This window comes from Exiguobacterium sp. s59 (assembly GCF_018617475.1).
In the GTDB taxonomy this organism is placed as follows: domain Bacteria; phylum Bacillota; class Bacilli; order Exiguobacteriales; family Exiguobacteriaceae; genus Exiguobacterium; species Exiguobacterium aestuarii.
In genome coordinates this window covers 1-20046 of record NZ_JACSKG010000006.1, presented here as the reverse complement: position 1 = coordinate 20046, position 20046 = coordinate 1, and the positions used below count along the sequence as shown (strand labels likewise).

Annotated in this window: 23 protein-coding genes; 15 read left to right on the top strand and 8 right to left on the bottom strand. The window is 46.1% G+C overall.

The window, feature by feature from the left end; all coding sequences use genetic code 11:
• The first annotated feature begins 14 nt into the window (after window positions 1-14).
• The 7 genes from KNO91_RS12225 to KNO91_RS12195 all read left to right on the top strand — a co-directional run bounded on the left by KNO91_RS12225 (window position 15) and on the right by KNO91_RS12195 (window position 5080).
• Complete coding sequence (locus KNO91_RS12225) at window positions 15-329, top strand: YfhH family protein (RefSeq protein WP_074033104.1); 315 nt, start codon at window positions 15-17, stop codon at window positions 327-329.
• Window positions 326-595, top strand: coding sequence for a YfhJ family protein (locus KNO91_RS12220; RefSeq protein WP_214818194.1), 270 nt, complete (start codon window positions 326-328; stop codon window positions 593-595). Before KNO91_RS12225 ends, KNO91_RS12220 begins: the two co-directional genes overlap by 4 nt.
• 151 nt (window positions 596-746) lie before the next feature.
• The gene (locus KNO91_RS12215; RefSeq protein WP_214818192.1) at window positions 747-1286 is read left to right on the top strand and encodes a helix-turn-helix domain-containing protein; all 540 of its coding nucleotides are present in this window, start codon (window positions 747-749) and stop codon (window positions 1284-1286) included.
• Between the two features lie 21 nt (window positions 1287-1307).
• Window positions 1308-2414 (top strand): ABC transporter ATP-binding protein, encoded by a 1107-nt coding sequence (locus KNO91_RS12210; protein ID WP_214796446.1) that lies wholly within the window; start codon window positions 1308-1310, stop codon window positions 2412-2414.
• Window positions 2401-3222: an ABC transporter permease gene (locus KNO91_RS12205; protein WP_214790499.1), complete on the top strand. Its 822-nt coding sequence runs from the start codon at window positions 2401-2403 to the stop codon at window positions 3220-3222. Before KNO91_RS12210 ends, KNO91_RS12205 begins: the two co-directional genes overlap by 14 nt.
• Entirely contained in the window at window positions 3219-4013 is a 795-nt protein-coding gene (locus KNO91_RS12200; protein WP_214790497.1) for an ABC transporter permease, read from the top strand. Before KNO91_RS12205 ends, KNO91_RS12200 begins: the two co-directional genes overlap by 4 nt.
• Window positions 4010-5080 carry an ABC transporter substrate-binding protein gene (locus tag KNO91_RS12195; RefSeq protein ID WP_214790495.1) on the top strand — a complete coding sequence of 357 codons (1071 nt, stop codon included), beginning with the start codon at window positions 4010-4012 and terminating at the stop codon, window positions 5078-5080. The genes KNO91_RS12200 and KNO91_RS12195 overlap by 4 nt, the downstream gene beginning before the upstream one ends.
• 106 nt (window positions 5081-5186) lie before the next feature.
• Here the strand turns inward: KNO91_RS12195 and KNO91_RS12190 are convergent, their stop codons facing one another.
• The 3 genes from KNO91_RS12190 to adh all read right to left on the bottom strand — a co-directional run bounded on the left by KNO91_RS12190 (window position 5187) and on the right by adh (window position 7584).
• Entirely contained in the window at window positions 5187-5522 is a 336-nt protein-coding gene (locus KNO91_RS12190; RefSeq protein ID WP_371816666.1) for a transposase, read from the bottom strand.
• A 177-nt stretch (window positions 5523-5699) separates the two neighbouring features.
• Complete coding sequence (locus tag KNO91_RS12185; protein ID WP_214796452.1) at window positions 5700-6062, bottom strand: DUF779 domain-containing protein; 363 nt, start codon at window positions 6060-6062, stop codon at window positions 5700-5702.
• A 1-nt stretch (window position 6063) separates the two neighbouring features.
• The gene (gene adh, locus KNO91_RS12180) at window positions 6064-7584 is read right to left on the bottom strand and encodes an aldehyde dehydrogenase (protein WP_214790489.1); all 1521 of its coding nucleotides are present in this window, start codon (window positions 7582-7584) and stop codon (window positions 6064-6066) included.
• Window positions 7585-7807: 223 nt separating this feature from the next.
• On the opposite strand from adh, the gene KNO91_RS12175 reads away from it, so the two are divergent.
• On the top strand, window positions 7808-8341 hold the full coding sequence (locus KNO91_RS12175) for a YceI family protein (RefSeq protein WP_214790487.1): 534 nt from the start codon (window positions 7808-7810) through the stop codon (window positions 8339-8341).
• Window positions 8342-8367: 26 nt separating this feature from the next.
• Here the strand turns inward: KNO91_RS12175 and KNO91_RS12170 are convergent, their stop codons facing one another.
• Window positions 8368-9351 carry a metal-dependent hydrolase gene (locus KNO91_RS12170; RefSeq protein ID WP_026826711.1) on the bottom strand — a complete coding sequence of 328 codons (984 nt, stop codon included), beginning with the start codon at window positions 9349-9351 and terminating at the stop codon, window positions 8368-8370.
• A gap of 88 nt (window positions 9352-9439) precedes the next feature.
• On the opposite strand from KNO91_RS12170, the gene mutY reads away from it, so the two are divergent.
• The 4 genes from mutY (at window position 9440) to KNO91_RS12150 (ending at window position 13306) form a co-directional block, all read left to right on the top strand.
• Window positions 9440-10474 carry an A/G-specific adenine glycosylase gene (gene mutY / locus KNO91_RS12165; RefSeq protein WP_214796454.1) on the top strand — a complete coding sequence of 345 codons (1035 nt, stop codon included), beginning with the start codon at window positions 9440-9442 and terminating at the stop codon, window positions 10472-10474.
• Window positions 10461-10886, top strand: a complete 426-nt coding sequence (locus tag KNO91_RS12160) for a hypothetical protein (protein ID WP_214790484.1) — start codon at window positions 10461-10463, stop codon at window positions 10884-10886. The genes mutY and KNO91_RS12160 overlap by 14 nt, the downstream gene beginning before the upstream one ends.
• Window positions 10887-10975: 89 nt before the next feature.
• Window positions 10976-11518 carry a nucleoside tri-diphosphate phosphatase gene (gene ntdP, locus KNO91_RS12155; RefSeq protein WP_015880896.1) on the top strand — a complete coding sequence of 181 codons (543 nt, stop codon included), beginning with the start codon at window positions 10976-10978 and terminating at the stop codon, window positions 11516-11518.
• 39 nt (window positions 11519-11557) lie between these two features.
• Window positions 11558-13306 (top strand): ABC transporter ATP-binding protein, encoded by a 1749-nt coding sequence (locus KNO91_RS12150; protein WP_214818190.1) that lies wholly within the window; start codon window positions 11558-11560, stop codon window positions 13304-13306.
• Window positions 13307-13339: 33 nt separating this feature from the next.
• Here KNO91_RS12150 and KNO91_RS12145 read toward each other — a convergent pair whose 3' ends face one another.
• The 3 genes from KNO91_RS12145 to KNO91_RS12135 all read right to left on the bottom strand — a co-directional run bounded on the left by KNO91_RS12145 (window position 13340) and on the right by KNO91_RS12135 (window position 16438).
• Window positions 13340-13735: a thiol-disulfide oxidoreductase DCC family protein gene (locus tag KNO91_RS12145; protein WP_214818189.1), complete on the bottom strand. Its 396-nt coding sequence runs from the start codon at window positions 13733-13735 to the stop codon at window positions 13340-13342.
• Between the two features lie 53 nt (window positions 13736-13788).
• Window positions 13789-15021: an MFS transporter gene (locus KNO91_RS12140; RefSeq protein ID WP_214818188.1), complete on the bottom strand. Its 1233-nt coding sequence runs from the start codon at window positions 15019-15021 to the stop codon at window positions 13789-13791.
• A gap of 118 nt (window positions 15022-15139) precedes the next feature.
• Window positions 15140-16438 carry a glutamate-1-semialdehyde 2,1-aminomutase gene (locus tag KNO91_RS12135; RefSeq protein WP_214818187.1) on the bottom strand — a complete coding sequence of 433 codons (1299 nt, stop codon included), beginning with the start codon at window positions 16436-16438 and terminating at the stop codon, window positions 15140-15142.
• A 191-nt stretch (window positions 16439-16629) separates the two neighbouring features.
• Between KNO91_RS12135 and perR the strand changes: the two genes are divergently transcribed.
• Window positions 16630-17061: a peroxide-responsive transcriptional repressor PerR gene (gene perR, locus KNO91_RS12130; RefSeq protein WP_031421138.1), complete on the top strand. Its 432-nt coding sequence runs from the start codon at window positions 16630-16632 to the stop codon at window positions 17059-17061.
• Between the two features lie 36 nt (window positions 17062-17097).
• On the opposite strand, the gene KNO91_RS12125 is transcribed toward perR, so the two are convergent.
• Window positions 17098-17457, bottom strand: coding sequence for a YgzB family protein (locus KNO91_RS12125; protein WP_031421140.1), 360 nt, complete (start codon window positions 17455-17457; stop codon window positions 17098-17100).
• 103 nt (window positions 17458-17560) lie between these two features.
• On the opposite strand from KNO91_RS12125, the gene KNO91_RS12120 reads away from it, so the two are divergent.
• Both KNO91_RS12120 and KNO91_RS12115 read left to right on the top strand, forming a co-directional pair.
• Window positions 17561-18499: a nucleotidyltransferase-like protein gene (locus tag KNO91_RS12120; RefSeq protein WP_251126198.1), complete on the top strand. Its 939-nt coding sequence runs from the start codon at window positions 17561-17563 to the stop codon at window positions 18497-18499.
• A 38-nt stretch (window positions 18500-18537) separates the two neighbouring features.
• Complete coding sequence (locus KNO91_RS12115; protein WP_214818186.1) at window positions 18538-19710, top strand: PstS family phosphate ABC transporter substrate-binding protein; 1173 nt, start codon at window positions 18538-18540, stop codon at window positions 19708-19710.
• Window positions 19711-20046 lie beyond the last annotated feature (336 nt).

Genomic DNA, 20046 nt, shown 5'->3' with positions numbered 1-20046 from the left:
TCGAGGTGAACGAAATGGAAAAGCGATTAAGTGATTTATCAAAATATGAGTTAGAGCAGGAGATTCAAGCATTACATGAGAGAAAGCGTAAGGCAGAACAAATGGGCATGGTCAGCGAAATCGAAGTTGTCCTTCGACGCATTGCGATTGCCGAAAGTTATTTGGTCGACCCGACATCGTTTCGTCCCGGTGAAACATATGTCGTCAACTACAACGACCAACCGTTTCGCTTGAAATTCGTCAATGGTGTCATGGGTTGGGGTACGTTTGAAGGGGACATGACAGAACGGGCCATTCCGCTCTCTGAACTGTCGGAGGTGAAACGATGAACCGAAACGAACAATACGAGCGACTCGCGTCTATTTTGAAAGAGAAGAACGACGTGCTAAACGATTCGGAAGCCATCACATGGGTCGAAGTGTTGTGGGAAGACTTTGAGACGTCACTCGCCAAGGCAGGCGAACCGTACCCTGGGGAGGCGAAGGCGTTCCAATACGTTATTCAACAGATTGATGCATACGGCGCACAGCTCCATTTGTTCCAAACGAAGAACGAGAAGTTTAAGCACTTGATGTCAAAACGAAATTTACATTAAATCACGTCCGTTGCGGCGTGATTTTTTATTTGCAATTCTCATTCAGTTCGTTATAATGAAGGTCGCTAATAGTTCGCTTGTAAGTATAGTATAGATAAACTTTCTTTAGTTGAAATCATGTTTCACTAAACTAGAAGGAGGCGTTCAGTCGTTGGAAGTAGGTCAAAACATTAAGCGACTCCGGATTAAAAAAGGATTGACTCAAGAGGAGTTAGCGGAGCGCACGGATTTGAGTAAAGGATATATCTCTCAAATTGAACGTGATTTAAGCTCTCCTTCATTAGAGACGTTATTTGATTTGTTGAGCGTCCTTGGAAGTTCACCAAAAGAATTCTTCGATGAAGACTTGAATCAAAAAGTCATATACACCGTCGATGATCGCACCACATATACGGATGAGGAACGAAAATATCGGACGGAGTGGCTCATTCCGGAATCGAATGAAAAAGAGATGGAACCGATTCTCGTCACGTTTTTCAAAAACGGAGAATTCAAGCAATATGAACCTTCCCGTTCCGAGACATTGGTTTACGTCTTGTCCGGCAAAGTGGCTCTGAAGTTAGGTCATCACACGTATTTCGCCAAGGCAGGGGAAACGATGTATTATGTCGCCTCGGATTCACACCAACTCGTCAACGATCACGATGGCGAGAGTGAATGTCTCATCGTAGCGACCCATTCATATTTATAAGTCAATAGAGGAGGAAACAGCATGAATACAGAGACAATTATTCGTTTTGACCACGTGTCAAAGCGTTACGACGACACCGTCGTCCTAGAAGATATCAGTTTTGAGATTGAGCGTGGAAAGTTTTATACGCTGCTCGGTCCATCGGGATGTGGGAAGACGACAATCTTACGTCTTATCGCAGGATTTACAGACGCGACTGAAGGTGATATCCACTTCAGTGGGAAACGAATCAACGATGTACCGGCCAACAAACGACAAGTGAACACCGTGTTTCAAGATTATGCGCTGTTTCCTCATCTAAACGTATTTGAAAATGTCGCGTTCGGTCTTCGGATTAAAAAGTTAAAAGAAGCAGAGATAAAATCAAAAGTAGAGCAAGCTCTCAAGTTCGTTAACTTAGAAGGATACGGTTCACGCGAAATCGATGAGATGTCAGGTGGACAACGTCAACGTGTCGCCATCGCTCGCGCAATCGTGAACGAGCCAGAGGTCATCCTCCTTGATGAACCATTGTCTGCCCTAGATTTAAAACTTCGGACGGAGATGCAATACGAACTTCGTGAATTGCAACAACGCCTTGGCATCACCTTCATCTTTGTCACACACGACCAGGAAGAGGCGCTCGCGATGTCCGATGAGATTTTCGTTATGAACAACGGGAAAATTGTTCAGAGTGGAACACCGACTGATATTTACGATGAACCGATCAACCGTTTCGTCGCAGACTTCATCGGAGAGTCAAATATTGTACCGGGCGTCATGCCGGAAGACAACGTCGTCACGTTCGCTGGCAAAACATTTGACTGTGTGGACCAAGGATTCGATCGTAATGAAAAAGTCGAGGTCATCATTCGTCCGGAAGACTTGGAGATGACATCGGTCGACGCGGCAAAACTTGTCGTGGATGTCGATTCACAATTGTTCCGAGGCGTTCACTATGAGATTTGCTGTTATGACGAGGAAGGGAACGAATGGCTCGTTCACTCGACGAAGAAGTCGACAGTCGGATCAAAAATCGGATTGACGTTTGACGAAGAAGCGATTCATGTCATGCGATTAGGGGAGACGGAAGAAGAGTTTGACCGTCGTCTCGAATCCTATGAGGAGGTCTCTCATGAATCAAACTAACCAGACCGCAAAGACGGTATATTTGACGACATATTGGATTTGGATTGCCTTATTCGTCGTCGCACCACTTGTCCTTGTCGTCTATTACTCGTTTTTTGATATCGATGGGAACTTGAGCTTAGAGAACTATCAGACGTTCTTCTCTTCGACATACTTGTCGATGACGCTCTCGTCGTTTTGGTACGCGTTCCTCATTACGTTCTTCTCGCTACTCGTCGGATACCCGACAGCGTACTTGTTGACGAAGACGAAGCATAAACAGCTTTGGCTTTTACTCATCTTACTTCCATCATGGATTAACTTGTTATTAAAAGCGTACGCGTTCCTTGGGATTTTTGGAACGTACGGCATCACGAATCAGTTTTTAGAGGCGATCGGGATTGGAACGAAACAGATTCTCTTTACAGACTTCAGTTTCGTCTTCGTATCCGTCTACATTTTCATCCCGTTCATGATTTTGCCGATCTACAACGCGATTGAAAAATTACCACCATCTCTCGTCTATGCATCACGAGACTTAGGTGCATCGAACTGGACGACGTTCCGACGTGTCGTCTTCCCGCTGACGCTTGACGGCGTCAAATCAGGGATTCAAATTGTCTTTATTCCGGCGTTGTCACTCTTCATGATCACACGCCTGATCGCAGGGAACCGTGTCATCACGCTCGGTACAGCGATTGAACAACAATTCCTTGTCACGCAAAACTGGGGGATGGGATCAACGATTGCCGTCTTCTTGATCTTGGCGATGGTTCTCGTCATGGTCATTACGCGTGACTGGGGTGCGAAAGGAGCGGTCCGTCGATGAAACGTAAACGATTCAAATTATCAAACCTGTACTTGGCGGCCGTATTCTTTATTCTTTACGCGCCAATCTTATATCTCGTCTTCTATTCGTTCAATAGTGGCGGGACGATGAGTAACTTCGAAGGCTTTACACTTGAATGGTACAAATCCCTCTTCACCGATACGAGACTCCTCGTCATCGTCTTGAACACGATTGTCATCGCGCTTTTATCAGCGACGATTTCGACCGTGCTCGGTGTCATCGGGGCGCTCGCGATTTACACGGCAAAACAAAAATATACAAAGACATCCCTCTTGTCGTTGAACAACGTTTTGATTGTCAGCCCAGACGTCATCATCGGGGCATCGTTTTTGATTCTCTTCACGATGCTCGGGATTCAGTTAGGCTTCTATTCGGTTCTCTTGTCACATATCGCCTTCTCGGTTCCGATTGTTGTCATCTTGGTGTTGCCGAAACTTCAAGAGATGAGCCCGACGTTGATTGATGCGTCGCGTGACTTAGGGGCAAGTACGTGGGATGTATTGACGAAAGTCATTCTCCCATATATCACACCAGGTGTGTTTGCCGGGTTCTTCACGGCACTCACGTACTCGTTAGATGATTTTGCCGTCACGTTCTTCGTGACAGGGAACGGATTTACAACGCTTGCAGTAGAAGTTTACTCGCGGGCACGACAAGGAATCTCGCTTGAAATCAATGCGTTGTCTGCAATTTTGTTCGTCTTCACTCTCATCCTTGTCATCGGATATTATGTGTTGGCGCAACGAGGGACAAAGGAGGTTAGACGATGAAAAAATTAATCATCATGCTGGCTGTCCCATTGATTGTCAGCTTCGGTCTCCTTCTTTGGATTCAGCAGCTAAATGCTGCGCAAGGATTTGGTGGCGACAATACGCTTGTCGTCTATAACTGGGGAGATTATATCGACGAGGACTTGATTGGTGAGTTCGAAGAACAGAGTGGATTGAAGGTCGTTTATCAAACATTCGATTCGAACGAAGCGATGCTCACGAAAATCGAGCAGGGGGGTACGGCGTTCGATGTTGCCGTCCCATCAGACTATGCGATTAGTAAGATGATTGAAGACGACTTATTGCTACCAATCGATTACGACAAACTTGAGAATTTTGATAATATCGACCCACGCTTCCTCGATAAATCGTTCGATCCGGGTAACAAATACTCGGTCCCTTACTTCTGGGGAACGGTCGGGATTGTTTATAATCCTGAACTAGTAGATGGTGAGATTACATCGTGGAACGACTTATGGGAGATGCCGCTTGAAAATGATATCCTCCTTGCGGACGGAACACGAGAAGTGATGGGCTTTGGTTTGAACTCGCTTGGCTATTCGCTCAATACGACGAACAAAGATGAGTTGATTGAAGCGGAACAAAAGCTAGAAACACTTTGGCCGAACATTAAAGCCATCGTCGGAGACGAGATTAAAATGTTGATGGCAAACCGTGAAGCGGCGGCTGCGGTCGTCTGGTCTGGGGACGCATCGGAAATCATGTATGAAAATGAAGAGCTGACGTATGTCATTCCGGAAGAAGGGACGAATCTCTGGTTCGATAACCTTGTCATCCCGAGTACCGCACAAAATGTGGACGGTGCACATCAGTTCATCGACTTCATGCTAGATGCCGAAATCGCTGCCCGTAATACGGATTATGTCGGCTATTCGACACCGAACGAAGCGGCACTCGAGTTTTTAGATGAGGAAGTGACGTCAGATGAACGTTTCTACCCATCTCGCGAAGTGACGCAAGAGCTCGAGGTGTATGAAAACTTAGGCAAGCGGATGAACGCTTACTATAACGAATTGTATTTACGCTTTAAAATGCAAAGTAAATAATAAAATATTTTATTTTGTTTGAGAGTTAGAAAGATAGAGGCGATTGATTCGGTGTTCATTCCGGATCAATCGCTTTTTTTCAACTAGAGCATAATGTGTGTGCGTATTATGGATAAAGTTCATTCTCTTCTATAAATTCTAAGAACGTATCCTGCAACTCGTTTTCTGTATCCTGAGAGTCGAGCAATAGAATCGGTTCGAGCTCACTATCATTCAAAGTAGAACTGCCATCAATAATACCTAGCATATGAGAAACCGTATCAATCATGGTCTGTTCCATTATTTTCAAAAGAGTCTCTTGTCCTTCGTTATCAGATCCCTGATATAGACCAAGTGCCTGTCTCCAATATTCCTCCATGTTCGAAGTGATTTCTGATGTTCTGTAAGTTTCTTTTAATTCAGCCAGACTTTCTTTAATGACCGTTTCATAAATCGATTTCACGAATTCTGAATTTTTTTCTGTCAAGCTGAGGTCTGTTCCGTTCTAAAGGTCGTAGACCGATTCAATGTTCTTAATACGAAGTAACGTGACCCATCATTAATATATATTTTTCATAGTTGAGGACAATCGTTTTTTCTGATGAAATGAGAAAGGACCCACCGAAATGGGTCCTCGTAATCATATTTCATGCTTTAGCGCTTCACGCTCTTCTTCTGTAAAGACTCGAGAACGTCCTAAAAATCGTTTCCCTTCAACACCTTCGAGGGAGAACATACCACCCCGACCATCAACCACATCGATAATCAGCTGTGTATGTTTCCAATAATCATATTGTTTCTCGTGGATATAGAACGGCGTGTCTCCGATTTCACCAAGGAGTAAATCGTGATCGCCCACCATGAACTCGTCGCGAGGAAAGCACATCGGTGAACTCCCATCACAGCAACCTCCAGATTGATGAAATAGAAGCGGGCCGTGCTTCGATCTTAGACGTTCGATCAGTTCGAGCGCGGCGGGGGTGGCCTCGACTCGTTTCACCATCTTAGAAGAACCCGAGCTTCTGTTCGCTGTAGCTGACGAGCATATTTTTTGTCCGTTGATAATGACCGAGCATCATCTTATGGTTCTCCCGACCAATCCCGGACATTTTGTAACCACCGAATGCAGCGTGTGCCGGATAAGAGTGGTAACAGTTGATCCAGACGCGACCCGCTTGGATTTCACGTCCGAAACGATACGCGCGGTTCATGTCTCGCGTCCACACGCCTGCACCAAGTCCGTAAAGTGTGTCATTCGCGATGGCAAGTGCTTCCGCATCGTCTTTGAACGTCGTCACCGATAAGACCGGTCCAAAAATCTCTTCTTGGAAGATGCGCATCTTGTTGTGACCTTTAAAGATAGTTGGTTGAATGTAGTAACCATCCGCTAGGTCTCCGTCTAACATGTTGCGTTCGCCACCGATTAAGCATTCTGCGCCTTCTTCTTTCCCGATTTCAAGATAAGAGAGGATTTTTTCCATTTGTTCGTTCGAAGCTTGTGCCCCCATCATGACGTCAGCATCGAGCGGGTTTCCAAGCTTGATCGCTTTGACGCGCTCGAGCACACGCTCCATAAATTTGTCGTAGATGGATTCTTGAATCAATGCACGAGACGGGCACGTACATACTTCCCCTTGGTTCAAGGCAAACATCACGAGGCCTTCGATTGCTTTGTCGAAGAAGTCATCATCGGCTTCCATAATGTCCGCGAAGAAGATGTTCGGTGATTTTCCACCGAGCTCGAGCGTGACCGGGATGATGTTTTGTGAAGCATACTGCATGATTAACCGGCCCGTCGTCGTCTCTCCTGTGAAAGCGACTTTATCGACACGGTCGCTCGATGCGAGAGGTTTACCCGCTTCAAGACCGAAACCGTTTACGATGTTGACGACACCTGGTGGCAATAAGTCTTCAATGAGTTCCATGAGGACCATGATTGAAGAAGGTGTTTGTTCAGCTGGTTTTAAGACGACACAGTTCCCCGCTGCGAGTGCCGGAGCGAGTTTCCATACCGCCATCAAGATCGGGAAGTTCCACGGGATGATTTGAGCGACAACGCCGAGTGGCTCATGGAAATGATAGGCGACCGTATCGTTGTCGAGTTCACTGATACCGCCTTCTTGTGAACGGATCACACCGGCGAAGTACCGGAAGTGGTCAATTGCGAGCGGAAGGTCAGCATTCAGTGTTTCTCGAACTGCCTTACCGTTTTCCCACGTTTCTGCGTACGCAAGCATCTCTAAATTTTCTTCCATGCGATCTGCAATTTTATTCAAGATGACAGAACGTTCCGCGACGGACGTTTTGCCCCAATCGTCTTTTGCTGCATGTGCAGCATCCAATGCGAGTTCAATATCCTCTTTCGTTGAGCGGGCGACTTCACATAATACTTTCCCATTTACAGGAGATGTGTTTTCAAAGTATTCCCCACCAGCCGGTGCGGTCCATTTTCCGTTAATGAAATTCTCGTAACGGTCCTTAAACTGTACTTTCGTTCCTGCTGAGTTCGGTACTTCATAAATCATGTTCGTTCCTCCCTTTTCATACGAGATAGAGGAGTTATGTATGCGCTTACATTTTTCAGTAGGCGAACGACTCCCTTTTTTCATCGTAACGGTATGTTGTGATAAAAGTCAAAATTTTTTGACAATAATTTGTCAATCTTTTGTAAAAACGTTTTGAAGTCAAGATTTGTGGTAATCAGTACATTGTGTACATTATTCAATTACGCATAAGGAGTGAATCAAGATGGCAAAGACATATCAAGTTGACCCAGCGCATAGTTCCATCACATTTACTGTCAAGCATATGATGATTTCAAAAGTGAAAGGTGAATTTAAAGAATTCGATATCGAAGCAAACGGTGATCCGAACGACTTGGCAAATGCGAGCGTAAAAGTGACGATTCAGGCGGCGTCCGTGGATACGAATAATTCAGATCGAGACAACCATCTCCGCTCAGGAGACTTCTTCAATGCGGAAGAATATCCACATATCGTGTTTCAATCGACATCTTTCCATTCCAAAGGGGGCGGAGAGTTCGAATTGACAGGAGATTTAACGATTCGAGGAACGACTCGGGAAGAAACGTTCGAAGTGGAGTATGAGGGAAGCGCAAAAGATCCGTGGGGAAACATGAAGCATGCTTTCTCTGGAGAAGGCTCTCTCAACCGGGAAGATTACGGATTGACGTGGAACCAAGCGCTCGAAGCGGGGGGCGTCCTCGTCGACAAGAAAGTCAAATTCGAGTTCGAGCTTCAATTCACTGAATCCGAGGCATAAGAAAAGTCGCTCGTGAGAGCGACTTTTTATTGTTCATACACTAATTTTTTCTGAAGACTGTCTTCGCTGAATACCCATCCAGTGAATGAAGACAAGACTTCATTCGACTGCTCGTCTACGATGACGACAGCGACGAACGGATACATATTTTTCGAGAAATACCGTAAGTTCGTGAAACGGTATTCAATCATTCCGTTATGGCGTGTCACAGTATACGTGTGAATTTTGGAAAACTCGAGGAACGCCTGTAAATCTGCATTTTTCCGAGCTTCGACGAAATGAAGGTCTTCTTCCCCTGGCATCGGTTTATCGCGGAAGCGACCACACTCGATGACTTTCCCTTTCTTCACTTTCACCGCTCCGAGCCCATCGCGGAAACGAACAGCAACGTGCCAGTCATCCCAACCGATTCCTGGTGAGATGAATAATTCGTGTGCACCAGCAAAGTGTCGTGCCACAGTGGCGAGCGCACGGTTACGCAATTTAAACTGAATTGCATAGTAACTAATGACAAGCGCAATAAGCAATGCAAAAATAGGGACAGTCGCACCGGTAATCATCCATAATGCATATGCACCGTAATAAGCGGAGAACAAGTACGGATCAAACGTTCCGATGACACCCCAGCCGATCCATTTCTTCGAAAACGGCTGTAGCGCTTGCGTCCCGTAAGCATTGAACAAGTCGACCGTGACATGTAACAAGACGGCGATTTGAGCCATTACCCATAGGGAGGCGGGATTGACGCCAAGAACCGTACCGATGACGGCGCTGACGATAATCGGCCAAGCAAGAAGTGCGGTGATTCCGTGTGAACGACCGCGATGCTGGCGTAAATACGTACTATTTCCTTTTAACTTAAAGACGGTGTCGAAGTCTGGTGCATGCGAGCCGACGAGAGCCGTGGCTGTCATGGCCAGAAACATCTGTGCATCACCTGACACCTCCGGGCTGAGCGTCGCGATGGCACTTAAACCAAGTCCCATACCAATGTGTGTCGCAGTATCCAATGTGCTTCAGCACCTCCATCAATAAACACAATATAACGTCATCTATTCCTATTTATCATACAATATTTTTAAAACGAGGGGAAACACAATGCTTAATCTTGATAAATTGTTCACAAATTATAATATTCATCAATTCAATGAGGAATTGGTTACATGGTTCAATCGTGAAAAACGTGATTTACCTTGGCGTCATGCGAAAAATCCATATCGCGTCTGGGTGAGTGAGGTCATGTTACAACAGACGCGAGTCGATACCGTCATCCCTTATTACAACCGTTTTATGGAACGATTCCCGACGCTTGAGGCGCTCGCTTCTGCTGAAACAGACGAAGTCGTCAAATATTGGGAAGGGCTCGGTTATTACTCACGCATCCGAAACTTACATGAAGCGGTCAAAGAAGTCGCTTCCGTGTACGATGGGATTGTCCCAGAAGAAAAAGAACGATTTGAAAAATTAAAAGGAGTCGGTCCGTATACGACGGGAGCGGTGCTGTCGATCGCGTACAATCAACCGGAGCCAGCAGTCGATGGAAACGTCATGCGCGTGATGTCACGTCAATTCGGAATCTATGACGACATCGCTGTACCGAAGACGCGTAAACTGTTTGAACAGGTTGTTCGGCGCTTGATGGACCCGCGCCATGCGTCTGATTTTAATGAAGGCGTCATGGAGTTAGGAGCAACGGTCTGTACACCGAAAAATCCGATGTGCTCGCTCTGTCCTGTTCAAGACACCTGTTACGCATATGCCCATCATGTACAAGATGAGCTGCCGGTCAAAACGAAAAAAGGGGCAGCACGTGTCGAAATGTATGATGCGTTATGCATCGAGAAAGACGGGAAAGTCGCCTATGAACAGCGACCGGAAAAAGGATTACTTGCTGGGATGTGGCAATACCCGCTTACCGAACGAGGAACGGGGGAACAGGTAAACGGAACTTATCTCGGGCAAGTGAAACACGTCTTCTCCCATATCGTCTGGTATATCGATTTATATCGAGTCGATACGCTCCCGAACGATGATGTCGTCTGGTTAGATGCTTCGGAGCGAGAAGTGAAGACGGTTTCTGTGGCTCAACAAAAACTAGAACGATTGGCAGGTGGTGAAAGTGAGACGATTTGATGTAGAATCGACATACGATACGACGGTCGATACGCTATGGGATTTATTGCAGGATGCTTCGCTTTTGACGAAACTGACGAAGTTTCCTAAAGTACGTCTAGTAGGGGATGGTGCCTCGGTCGAAGGCAATGAAGTGAAGTTGTTCGTCGGAGTCGGTCCTATCGAGCTGCCTTGGAATAGTGCCATTACGATTTCAGGAAGACAGGCATTCTGCGATCAAGGGAAGAGACTGCCGTTTCCGTTCAAACGGTTTACGCACGTGCACCGGGTCGAGTCACGTGACGGAAAAGCGGTGATGATTGACGAAGTGACGTTTGATAGCTATGTTCCGAACATACTCGTCGAATATTTCGTGCTTCGTCCAATGTTTCAGGAACGGGCACGAGCCTTCCAAAAAACACTAAATTCATGAAAATAAGAGATTTCCTTTTTCATTGGTTCTGAAAGTCGCTATAATTAAATATGAGAATTGTATAGCATCATAGCGGAAAGGAGGAGCTTATGAGCTTATTTCCCAAAGCAGGTAGCAAAATCGAGATACAGAGCTACAAGCACAACGGAACTTTGCATCGCGTTTGGGAAGAAACGCTCGTCCTTCAGTCGTCAAAAACGGATATGATCGGATTCAATGACCGCATCATGGTCAGCGAGTCAGACGGTCGGCAATGGAGAACGCGAGAGCCGGCAATTTGCTACTTTTCATCTGAGTATTGGTTCAATGTCATCTGTATGATTCGCGAAGACGGGATTTACTACTACTGTAATCTAGGTTCGCCGACTACATTTGATGGGGATGAACGTGCCATCAAATACATCGATTACGATTTGGACATCAAGGTGTTCCCGGATATGTCGTATACGATTTTAGATGAAGATGAATATGAGCGGCATCGTCGCGAGATGAATTATCCGAAAGCGATTGATCGAATCTTGAAGCAGAACGTGCAAGAGCTGATCAACTGGATTCGAGGACGGAAAGGGCCGTTCAACCCAACATTCGTCGATGAATGGTATCGCGAATACGAAGCACGTTACCGGAGATGATTCCTCATCTCCGCTTTTTTTCTTAAAGAAGGAGGCACTATGGGTAGTATTAAACGTTATATGCAATTTGTTAAGCCGTATAAAAAACAAATTGCCCTAACGATTTTCGTCGGGATTTTAAAGTTTTCGATTCCGCTCGGATTACCGTTACTTTATAAATATGTCATCGATAATTATTTGGTAGAAGACGCGCCGAAACAGGACTACACGACGCTCGTCTGGCTGTTCAGCATCGTCTTCTTCATTTTCCTGGTCTTCAAGCCACCGATTGAATACTTGCGTCAATATTTGGCACAGTGGGCCGCAACGCGTGTTTTGTTCGATGTGCGGAACCGATTGTTCGACCACGTCCAGAAGTTGTCACTTCGCTATTATTCAAATAATAAGACGGGGCAAATCATTTCTCGGATTATCAACGACGTGGAACAGACGAAAGACTTCGTCATCACCGGTCTGATGAATATATGGCTAGACATGGTCACCATCCTCATCGCCATTGGGATCATGTATACGATTGACCCACAACTCACATTGATTGCCGTGTTACCACTTCCGTTTTATGCAATCGCAGTCCGTTATTTCTATGGACGGTTGCGACGTTTGACGCGCGAACGGTCAGCGGCGCTCGCTGACCTTCAAGGTCATTTGACAGAGCGCGTGAACGGGATGGCTGTCATTCGGAGTTTTGCGCTAGAGCCATACGAAAACAAAGCGTTCGAACAACAGAACGGTGGATTCTTAAATGCGGCACTAAAACATACGAGTTGGAACGCCAAGACGTATGTCGTCGTATCGACGATCACCGATATCGCACCGATTCTGATCTTCACGACGGCATCATGGCTCGTCCTTCAAGAGGCGGTATCGCTCGGGACGCTCGTTGCGTTCATCGCTTATATCGATCGTCTTTACGCACCGCTCGGTCGTCTCGTCAACTCGGCGACGACACTCACGCAGTCGGTCGCTTCGATGGACCGTGTCTTTGAGTTTTTGGATGAGACGTATGATATCGAGGAGAAACCGAACGGATTCGTTCCATTATCAACAGCGGGTAAAATCGACCTTGAGCATGTGAGTTTTTCTTATGAACAGGATGGGACACGGGCGTTGAACGACGTGAACCTCCAAATCCGCTCCGGGGAACGCGTGGCGTTCGTCGGGATGTCCGGTGGTGGAAAGTCGACACTCGTCAGCTTGATTCCTCGTTTCTATGACGTGACGGATGGAAGCATCAAAATCGACGGGGTCGATGTGCGCGATTTCAAATTACGTGCACTTCGTGATCAAATCGGAATGGTGATGCAGGACTCAGTCCTCTTCAGTGAATCGGTCGCGATGAACATCCGCATGGGGAAACCGGATGCGACGGACGAAGAAGTCATTGCAGCGGCGAAGGCGGCAAACGCTCATGAATTTATTTCGAAGCTGCAAGACGGATATGCGACGCCGGTCGGGGAGAAGGGTGTCAAACTATCTGGAGGACAAAAGCAACGACTCGCGATTGCGCGTGTGTTCTTAAAAAATCCTCCGATTCTGATTTTAGATGAAGCGACGAGTGCGCTTGATTTAGAGAGTGAAGCGATGATTCAAGACTCGCTTGCTCGTCTGACGAAGGGGCGGACGACGTTAATCGTTGCCCATCGCTTGTCGACCATCACCGACGCCGATCAAATCGTTGTCGTCGAGAACGGTCAAATCATGGAGACGGGGACGCACGAAGAACTGATGCGTCGTCGTGGAGCGTATTACGACCTGTATATGATTCAAGATTTAGCTGTAGTGGAATAACGAAAAAGTCGAGTCCTTGTGGGCTCGACTTTTTTAGCGGTCTAAAAATCGTCTACGAACATCCGGGGAAGGGAGCGTGCACACTTCCTTTTTCCCGAATAGACGCGTCCGATGTTTGGCGAAGAAATCATAGCCGCGATCACGAATCAGTTTAGGTACGAATCGGATGAACCGGAGCAGGCGCCAACGGCCATCAAGGTGCTCGGCAATCCGAATCGCTGCATCTGATTTCAAGTAAGGAACACCTTCTTCAATGTAGACGATACTGTCGACTGATTCTGGAATCCGGTGTCGTGTTCTATACAACTGCCCGACCTCGCTTTGAAGTGATGCGAAGTGGATCGAGGCATGTCGGTCATGACGAATAATGAACTGGACACTGGCGTCGCAGAAGTTACAGTCTCCATCGAATAACACAATCGCAGGCAAGTGCTTCGCCTCCTTCATCGTACTGTTTTACCGTTTTGTCTTCATGGTAAACCTCAAGCCGCAAGTTGGCGAGCTGCTTGCATCTTGTAGAGGGAAACATAATACAAATATGCACCAAGTGCCCCGAAGATAAAGATATACCCACTCATCAAAACAGGACCGATGAAAGCACCGACGACAATGCCGGCCGCCGCCACGAGTTTGGCTCCATGGAACGTCAGTCCACCGAATGCGAGATACGAAGCACGCCGTTCAGGATCGAGCAAATCGACTTGTTTCACTTGTCGAATCGGAGAGTAGAGAAGCTCACCAATCGTAAAGACAATTGCGAGCGCGGCGAGAACGATAAATGAGTTCATCGATGTGATGGCGGCATAAGCCGTCACGTATAACGATAATCCGACGAAAAAGACGGCCTTCTCTTTAAAACGTTTGACGAACGCTGTGACGGCGAACGTGATGGCAACGACGAGTAATGTGTTTTCGAGTTGCATAAACGCCATCATGCGTACCCCGTCAATTGAAATGCCAAGAAGTTGACGACTTTCAAATGACTCTGCTAAATGAACCCCGATATAATTTGCCATATGGAACTCGGTCGAAAAGACGAGCATACTTCCGAGGACGAACGTGATCCAGCGTCGGTCGCGTAAGGCGATTTTATAGTTTTCGATGACTCCGTGAATCGGGTTTGATGGAGTTGAACGGTTACCCTTATACGTATCGACCAAATAGCGTTGAAGTACGATAGTTGTAACCGTGAGCACGATTGTCATACCGATAAAGAGACCGAACCGATGATCTCGATAAAAGGCGCCACCGAGCATGACACCTCCGGCAATCGCCAAATTGACGAGCCAATAGTCATACACATAGATGGCTTTTCGATTCGACTCTTCCATCGAATCGATGACGATGGCTTCGAGTGCCGGATAGTTCAAACCATTCGACACAGCGTGGCCGAAGTAAAGGATGGCAACGACGAGTGCCCAGTTGTTCGAAGGGTGAATGGAAACAGTCATGCCAAGGAAGCAAATGATTTGAATCACCTGACCAATTTGTAAGACAACCTTCCGATTGAACCGATCGGAAAAGTACCCACCAAATAGACCGGTCAAGTAACCGACGATCACGAATGAGGTCATGATGATTCCAGCGGGCACTTTGCCTAATTCCTCCGAAAAATAGAGCGCCATGAATGGGAAGATGGCAGAGCCAACGATTCGAATGCAAAATCCGCAAATAAGCCTTAAGCGGACGTTTAATGGAAAATCCTTAAATTTCATATTGTGAGCACCTCCTTGGTTCTACTGTAATGGGGGACGATGCAAGATAAAAAGAGACACTTTTGATGAAGATGTCCCCTTTTAGACAATAAAAAAGAGATGCTCGCGCATCTCCTTCTTAAAGTTGGGCAAACGAGCGATTGACCGCTTCGATTGTCTCGTCGATATCTTGTTCGGTATGCTCTGTTGTCAGGAACCAAGCTTCATATTTCGATGGAGCCAGGTTCACACCATTTTCAAGCATCAACTTGAAGAATCGTCCGAATGTCTCACCGTCCGATTTTTCTGCACCATCGTAATCAGTGACGATTTCATCCGTGAAGTAAACGGTGAGTGCACCTTTCAAGCGGTTGATCGTGATCGTCACGTCATGTTTCTCTGCCGCTTCACGAATTCCTGCCTCAAGTCGTGCACCAAGCGTATCTAATTTTTCATAAACACCAGGTTGCTCGAGTACTTCGAGACAAGCGATTCCTGTCGCCATCGAGGCAGGGTTTCCTGCCATTGTGCCTGCTTGATACGCAGGTCCGAGTGGTGCGACCGTCTCCATGATTTCAGCTTTTCCGCCATAAGCGCCGATTGGTAGACCACCACCGATAATCTTTCCGAGTGCCGTCATATCCGGTTCGATGCCATACACTTGCTGTGCACTTCCGTATGTGAAGCGGAATGCAGTGATGACTTCATCATAGATGACGAGAGCGCCATGTTCATGCGTGATGTCATTGACGGCCTGAAGGAAGCCTGGCTTCGGTTCTACAATCCCGAAGTTCCCGACAATCGGTTCGACGAGGACACATGCGACCTGGTCTCCCCATTCTTTCATCATCTCACGGTACGCTTCGACGTCGTTGAACGGGACGGTGATGACTTCTTTAGCTGTGGCTTTTGTCACACCTGCCGAGTCAGGAGAACCGAGTGTTGCCGGACCACTACCTGCTGCAATCAGCATGAGATCCGAATGTCCATGGTAACAGCCACTGAATTTCACGACGAGTTCACGACCGGTGTAAGCACGGGCGACTCGGACTGTCGTCATAACAGCTTCCGTTCCGGAGTTGGTGAAGCGTACTTTATCCATAGAAGGAATAGCTTGTTTTAATTTCTTCGCAAACTCGACTTCAAGGCGGTGGGGTGTCCCGTAAAGTAAGCCTTTAGCAGAAGCGTTCATGAGTGCTTCATGAATGTGAGGGTGGGCATGGCCGGTAATGATTGGGCCGTATGCCGCCAAATAATCGATGTAGCGATTGCCGTCTACATCATAGAAATAGGCACCTTCGCCACGTTCCATATAAACAGGAGCGCCGCCGCCAACCGCTTTGAATGAGCGAGATGGGCTGTTGACACCTCCGACGATGTGAGTGATTGCATCTTGATATAATGCATCGGATGACTGACGATTTGATGAAGTAGTCATATGTATTGCCTCCTTATTCAAATTCGCACTTATTGTATCATAGCCGTCAACCGCATAAGCTCAGTGTTTGACGAGTAGTTGAGAAATCAGTACACTATTTATAAAGATTACTATGTAAGAAATAAGTTAATGTTCAAAACTATTTCGCATGAATTTTATAGAAGAAATGAGGGATTGACGTGGGAAGCGAAATGCTTGACCATGCTGTTCAGTCGCTCCGGGAACATGGAGTCAGAATGACGCCTCAGCGCCAGGCCATTTTGGAGTACCTCGTCACGGAGCATAGTCACCCAACAGCGGATGACATTTATAAGGCACTTGCCGCACGGTTTCCAAACATGAGTGTGGCTACTGTATACAACAACTTGCGCGTCTTTAAAGAAGTAGGGCTTGTTCAAGAGATGAATTACGGAGACGCCTCAAGTCGCTTTGACTTTGTGACGTCGAAGCACTATCACATCATTTGTGACACGTGTGGAAAAGTCGTCGACTTCAACTACCCGGTATTAGATGAAATCGAATCGGTTGCATCTCAATTGACTGGATTCAAAGTTGATCGTCACCGTCTTGAAGTGTATGGAACGTGCCCATCTTGCCAATCTGAACAATCGCAGACACATTAAAAACCACATCCGAGCTCTCGGATGTGGTTTTTTGTGTCAGTCGGTTTGTTGTGACTGACGTTTGTTGTATTTTTCATCGAACTCTTTACCTTCGAGTGAGCGGTCAATCGTTAGTGGTTCGTCACAATGCATACATAAGTCGACGCGCCCGAGCATCTTCGTTTCTTTTTCGCAGTTCGGGCAGGTCACGATAATCGCTTTCGTAGATGCCATACCTACAATGAAGTAAAGGGCAGAGCTTGCGAGTACCATAACAAATCCTAGAAGCATGAAGATGATCATCAGCCACGTGATGGATTTTGCGAGAAGTCCGAGATACATGACGCCGATCCCGCCGAAGATTAAGAGTAATGCTATATTACGTGCGCGGTTGATTTTGTTCCCCCGTTTTTTCATGAGTGAATCCCTCCAATAGTCTGTCTCTATCATAGCTCATCTTCAAACGAGTGAGAAGTTCCTGAACTTTTTCGGCAGGAGTTTTTTGAAAAGAGGGCGAATCTTGTTCGTATCGAAAATGACAATCGTCATATATAGTCAACTTACGATTGGGAGAGAAGGGGTCCAGATGACGATGGAATATGCGACTCGCACTATTTATTCAGAATATGCTGCACTAAAAACGACACTCGGTATTATTGAAGTGAAGAAGAAACGAGCACGTGATCCTTTGACGGATCAGTCAGACCGTCTGCTCATTGTAATTGAAGCGAGACAGGAACCGTTTTGGACGGTGAAGCATTATCAGGTTGGTCAAGAAAGAATCGTCTTGCACGTCGTGAGTGATTCGATGATGGACAGATGGATTGTTTTAAATGAGAACCGACGCGCCATTCATTGGATTGAGGATGGGATTGTTCTATTTGAGCGGAATGAATACATCTTAGAATTACGACAACGGAATCGTAATTTGACGAATAGAGAGCAACGCCTACAATTATCACTTTCATTTGCGAAACTATTGCGCCGTTTTGAAGATGGTCGGTATTTATTTTTAGAAGGGGAATTCCAAGACGCCTTTACACAGATTCACCATGCGCTTACACACTTGGCGCGGCTATCGATTCTCGAAGCGGGGATTCATCCTGAAATCGTGATGTGGGAACAAGTTCGGGCAATCGACCTTGAGATTTATAAGTTGCATGAAGAACTGGTTGGAGGACAGGAGACGCTCGAACAACGAATCCACCTTGTTGTGATTGGAATGGAACACTTGATTCAATCAAAAGTGTTGCCGGGAACACTTTTGTTACTTCAGACGATGCAAGAGAAAGAAGGAGCTTGGACATTCTCGGAATTGATGGATCACCCGAACTTAAATGAACTTCGTGTCGACCTCGGAAGTATCATCGGATTTTTAGTGAAAAAAGGATATGTTCGTACGGTCACGAGACCGACAAAGGGAGTTGGAGTAGAAGCAGTACTTTATGAGATTGCCTAATCCCTACACGAAAGCATGATGAGGAGACGATACGTCGCATGAAATTTTTGAAGTTTAGCATCGGAACGATTTTCATTCTATTTGTCACGTTTATGATTTCCGTTGTTGTCGCTCTCTTTACGATGGGAGAACCAATCACGCAAGGACGTCCCATTCTTTGGACGATTTGGTATATGGCTGCCCTGTTGATTGTGTGTATGGGGCTTTATGATTTTTCGCCTCTCTCAAATCGGAAAGTGAAACGGATTCTCGGTTGGGGGGCTTTGTCAGGTGTGCTTGTATTCGCTTCTGTCAAAGGGTACTACATGTATCAAGATTATTTGAAAATTGAAGAGCGCGGTGTAGAGTTGATCGATTATCAGCCATTTACAAATTCGGAGCGATTGGCAAAATTGAATCATCGAACATCGGTTTCATTCGTAAACGGTGTGCCGCGATTGGACGGTGCGACAGCCCTCTATCCAATGTATGCTTCATTTGTAGAAGCGGTATATCCGAACTCGGGAACATATGACCCATATAATGATCAGGCGAGTAAAGTCGTCTCGACGACAACGCCAGAAGCGTACAGTCGATTGATGAATGATCAAACTGACTTGATTTTTGTAGCGGGTCCGTCCGATCGTCAATTGCAAGTCGCAAAGCAAAAGGACGTATCTCTACATATGACACCGATTGGTAGAGAAGCATTTGTTTTCTTCGTTCATGAAGATAATCCGATCGAGTCTTTGACGATGGAACAAGTCCGTGGAATTTATGCGGGGGACATTCGCAATTGGCAAGAGGTCGGTGGTCACTCTGAAACCATTCGTGCTTTTCAACGACCAGAAGATAGCGGTAGTCAAACGGCATTGCAAAAGATGATGGGTGAACGAAAACTGATGGAGGCGCCAGTCGAAGATGTCCCTGAAGGAATGGGCGGAATCATTCAACAAACTTCATCGTATCGAAACCATAAAAATGCAATTGGGTTCTCATTCCGATACTATGCGACAGAAATGGTCAATGATCATAAGATCAAGTTACTTCGTATAGAAGGAATCGAACCGACCGTTGAAACGATTCAAGATGGATCATATCCATTGACCTCTGAATTCTACGCGGTCACGACTAAAGAAAAAGCAGAACAATTTGCTGAATTTCTAGAATGGCTAGGAAGCGAGGATGGGCAGACTTTGGTCGAAAAGACCGGTTACGTCCGTCTCAAATAAATTAGGTGATAGAGGTCTACTTTTCGTCATATAAACGGAAAGTAGATTTTTTTTAAAATTTTATCGTTTTTTGTATTGACGAAGTGGTAAATAGAGATTATAGTTATAAACGTTGTCACGGCAAAAGATTATTTCAGAAAAACAATTTGTGAAAAAAGTTGTTGACGGAAATGGTTGAAACGTGATAGATTAATGAAGTCGCCAAGAGCGACAGACGAACTTTGAAAACTGAACGATGAGGCAAAAAAAGTTTTACAATTTTTGAATGAAGCGCAAGCTTCGTCAATTTAAGAGCTATATCAAATTCTTTGGAGAGTTTGATCCTGGCTCAGGACG

Coding starts and splice junctions, on each gene's coding strand:
- KNO91_RS12225 (WP_074033104.1), top strand. CDS start 15: ATGGAAAAGCGATTAAGTGATTTATCAAAATATGAGTTAGAGCAGGAG.
- KNO91_RS12220 (WP_214818194.1), top strand. CDS start 326: ATGAACCGAAACGAACAATACGAGCGACTCGCGTCTATTTTGAAAGAG.
- KNO91_RS12210 (WP_214796446.1), top strand. CDS start 1,308: ATGAATACAGAGACAATTATTCGTTTTGACCACGTGTCAAAGCGTTAC.
- KNO91_RS12205 (WP_214790499.1), top strand. CDS start 2,401: ATGAATCAAACTAACCAGACCGCAAAGACGGTATATTTGACGACATAT.
- KNO91_RS12200 (WP_214790497.1), top strand. CDS start 3,219: ATGAAACGTAAACGATTCAAATTATCAAACCTGTACTTGGCGGCCGTA.
- KNO91_RS12195 (WP_214790495.1), top strand. CDS start 4,010: ATGAAAAAATTAATCATCATGCTGGCTGTCCCATTGATTGTCAGCTTC.
- KNO91_RS12185 (WP_214796452.1), bottom strand. CDS start 6,062: ATGGTGAAACGAGTCGAGGCCACCCCCGCCGCGCTCGAACTGATCGAA.
- adh (WP_214790489.1), bottom strand. CDS start 7,584: ATGATTTATGAAGTACCGAACTCAGCAGGAACGAAAGTACAGTTTAAG.
- KNO91_RS12175 (WP_214790487.1), top strand. CDS start 7,808: ATGGCAAAGACATATCAAGTTGACCCAGCGCATAGTTCCATCACATTT.
- mutY (WP_214796454.1), top strand. CDS start 9,440: ATGCTTAATCTTGATAAATTGTTCACAAATTATAATATTCATCAATTC.
- ntdP (WP_015880896.1), top strand. CDS start 10,976: ATGAGCTTATTTCCCAAAGCAGGTAGCAAAATCGAGATACAGAGCTAC.
- KNO91_RS12150 (WP_214818190.1), top strand. CDS start 11,558: ATGGGTAGTATTAAACGTTATATGCAATTTGTTAAGCCGTATAAAAAA.
- KNO91_RS12140 (WP_214818188.1), bottom strand. CDS start 15,021: ATGAAATTTAAGGATTTTCCATTAAACGTCCGCTTAAGGCTTATTTGC.
- KNO91_RS12135 (WP_214818187.1), bottom strand. CDS start 16,438: ATGACTACTTCATCAAATCGTCAGTCATCCGATGCATTATATCAAGAT.
- perR (WP_031421138.1), top strand. CDS start 16,630: ATGCTTGACCATGCTGTTCAGTCGCTCCGGGAACATGGAGTCAGAATG.
- KNO91_RS12125 (WP_031421140.1), bottom strand. CDS start 17,457: ATGAAAAAACGGGGGAACAAAATCAACCGCGCACGTAATATAGCATTA.
- KNO91_RS12115 (WP_214818186.1), top strand. CDS start 18,538: ATGAAATTTTTGAAGTTTAGCATCGGAACGATTTTCATTCTATTTGTC.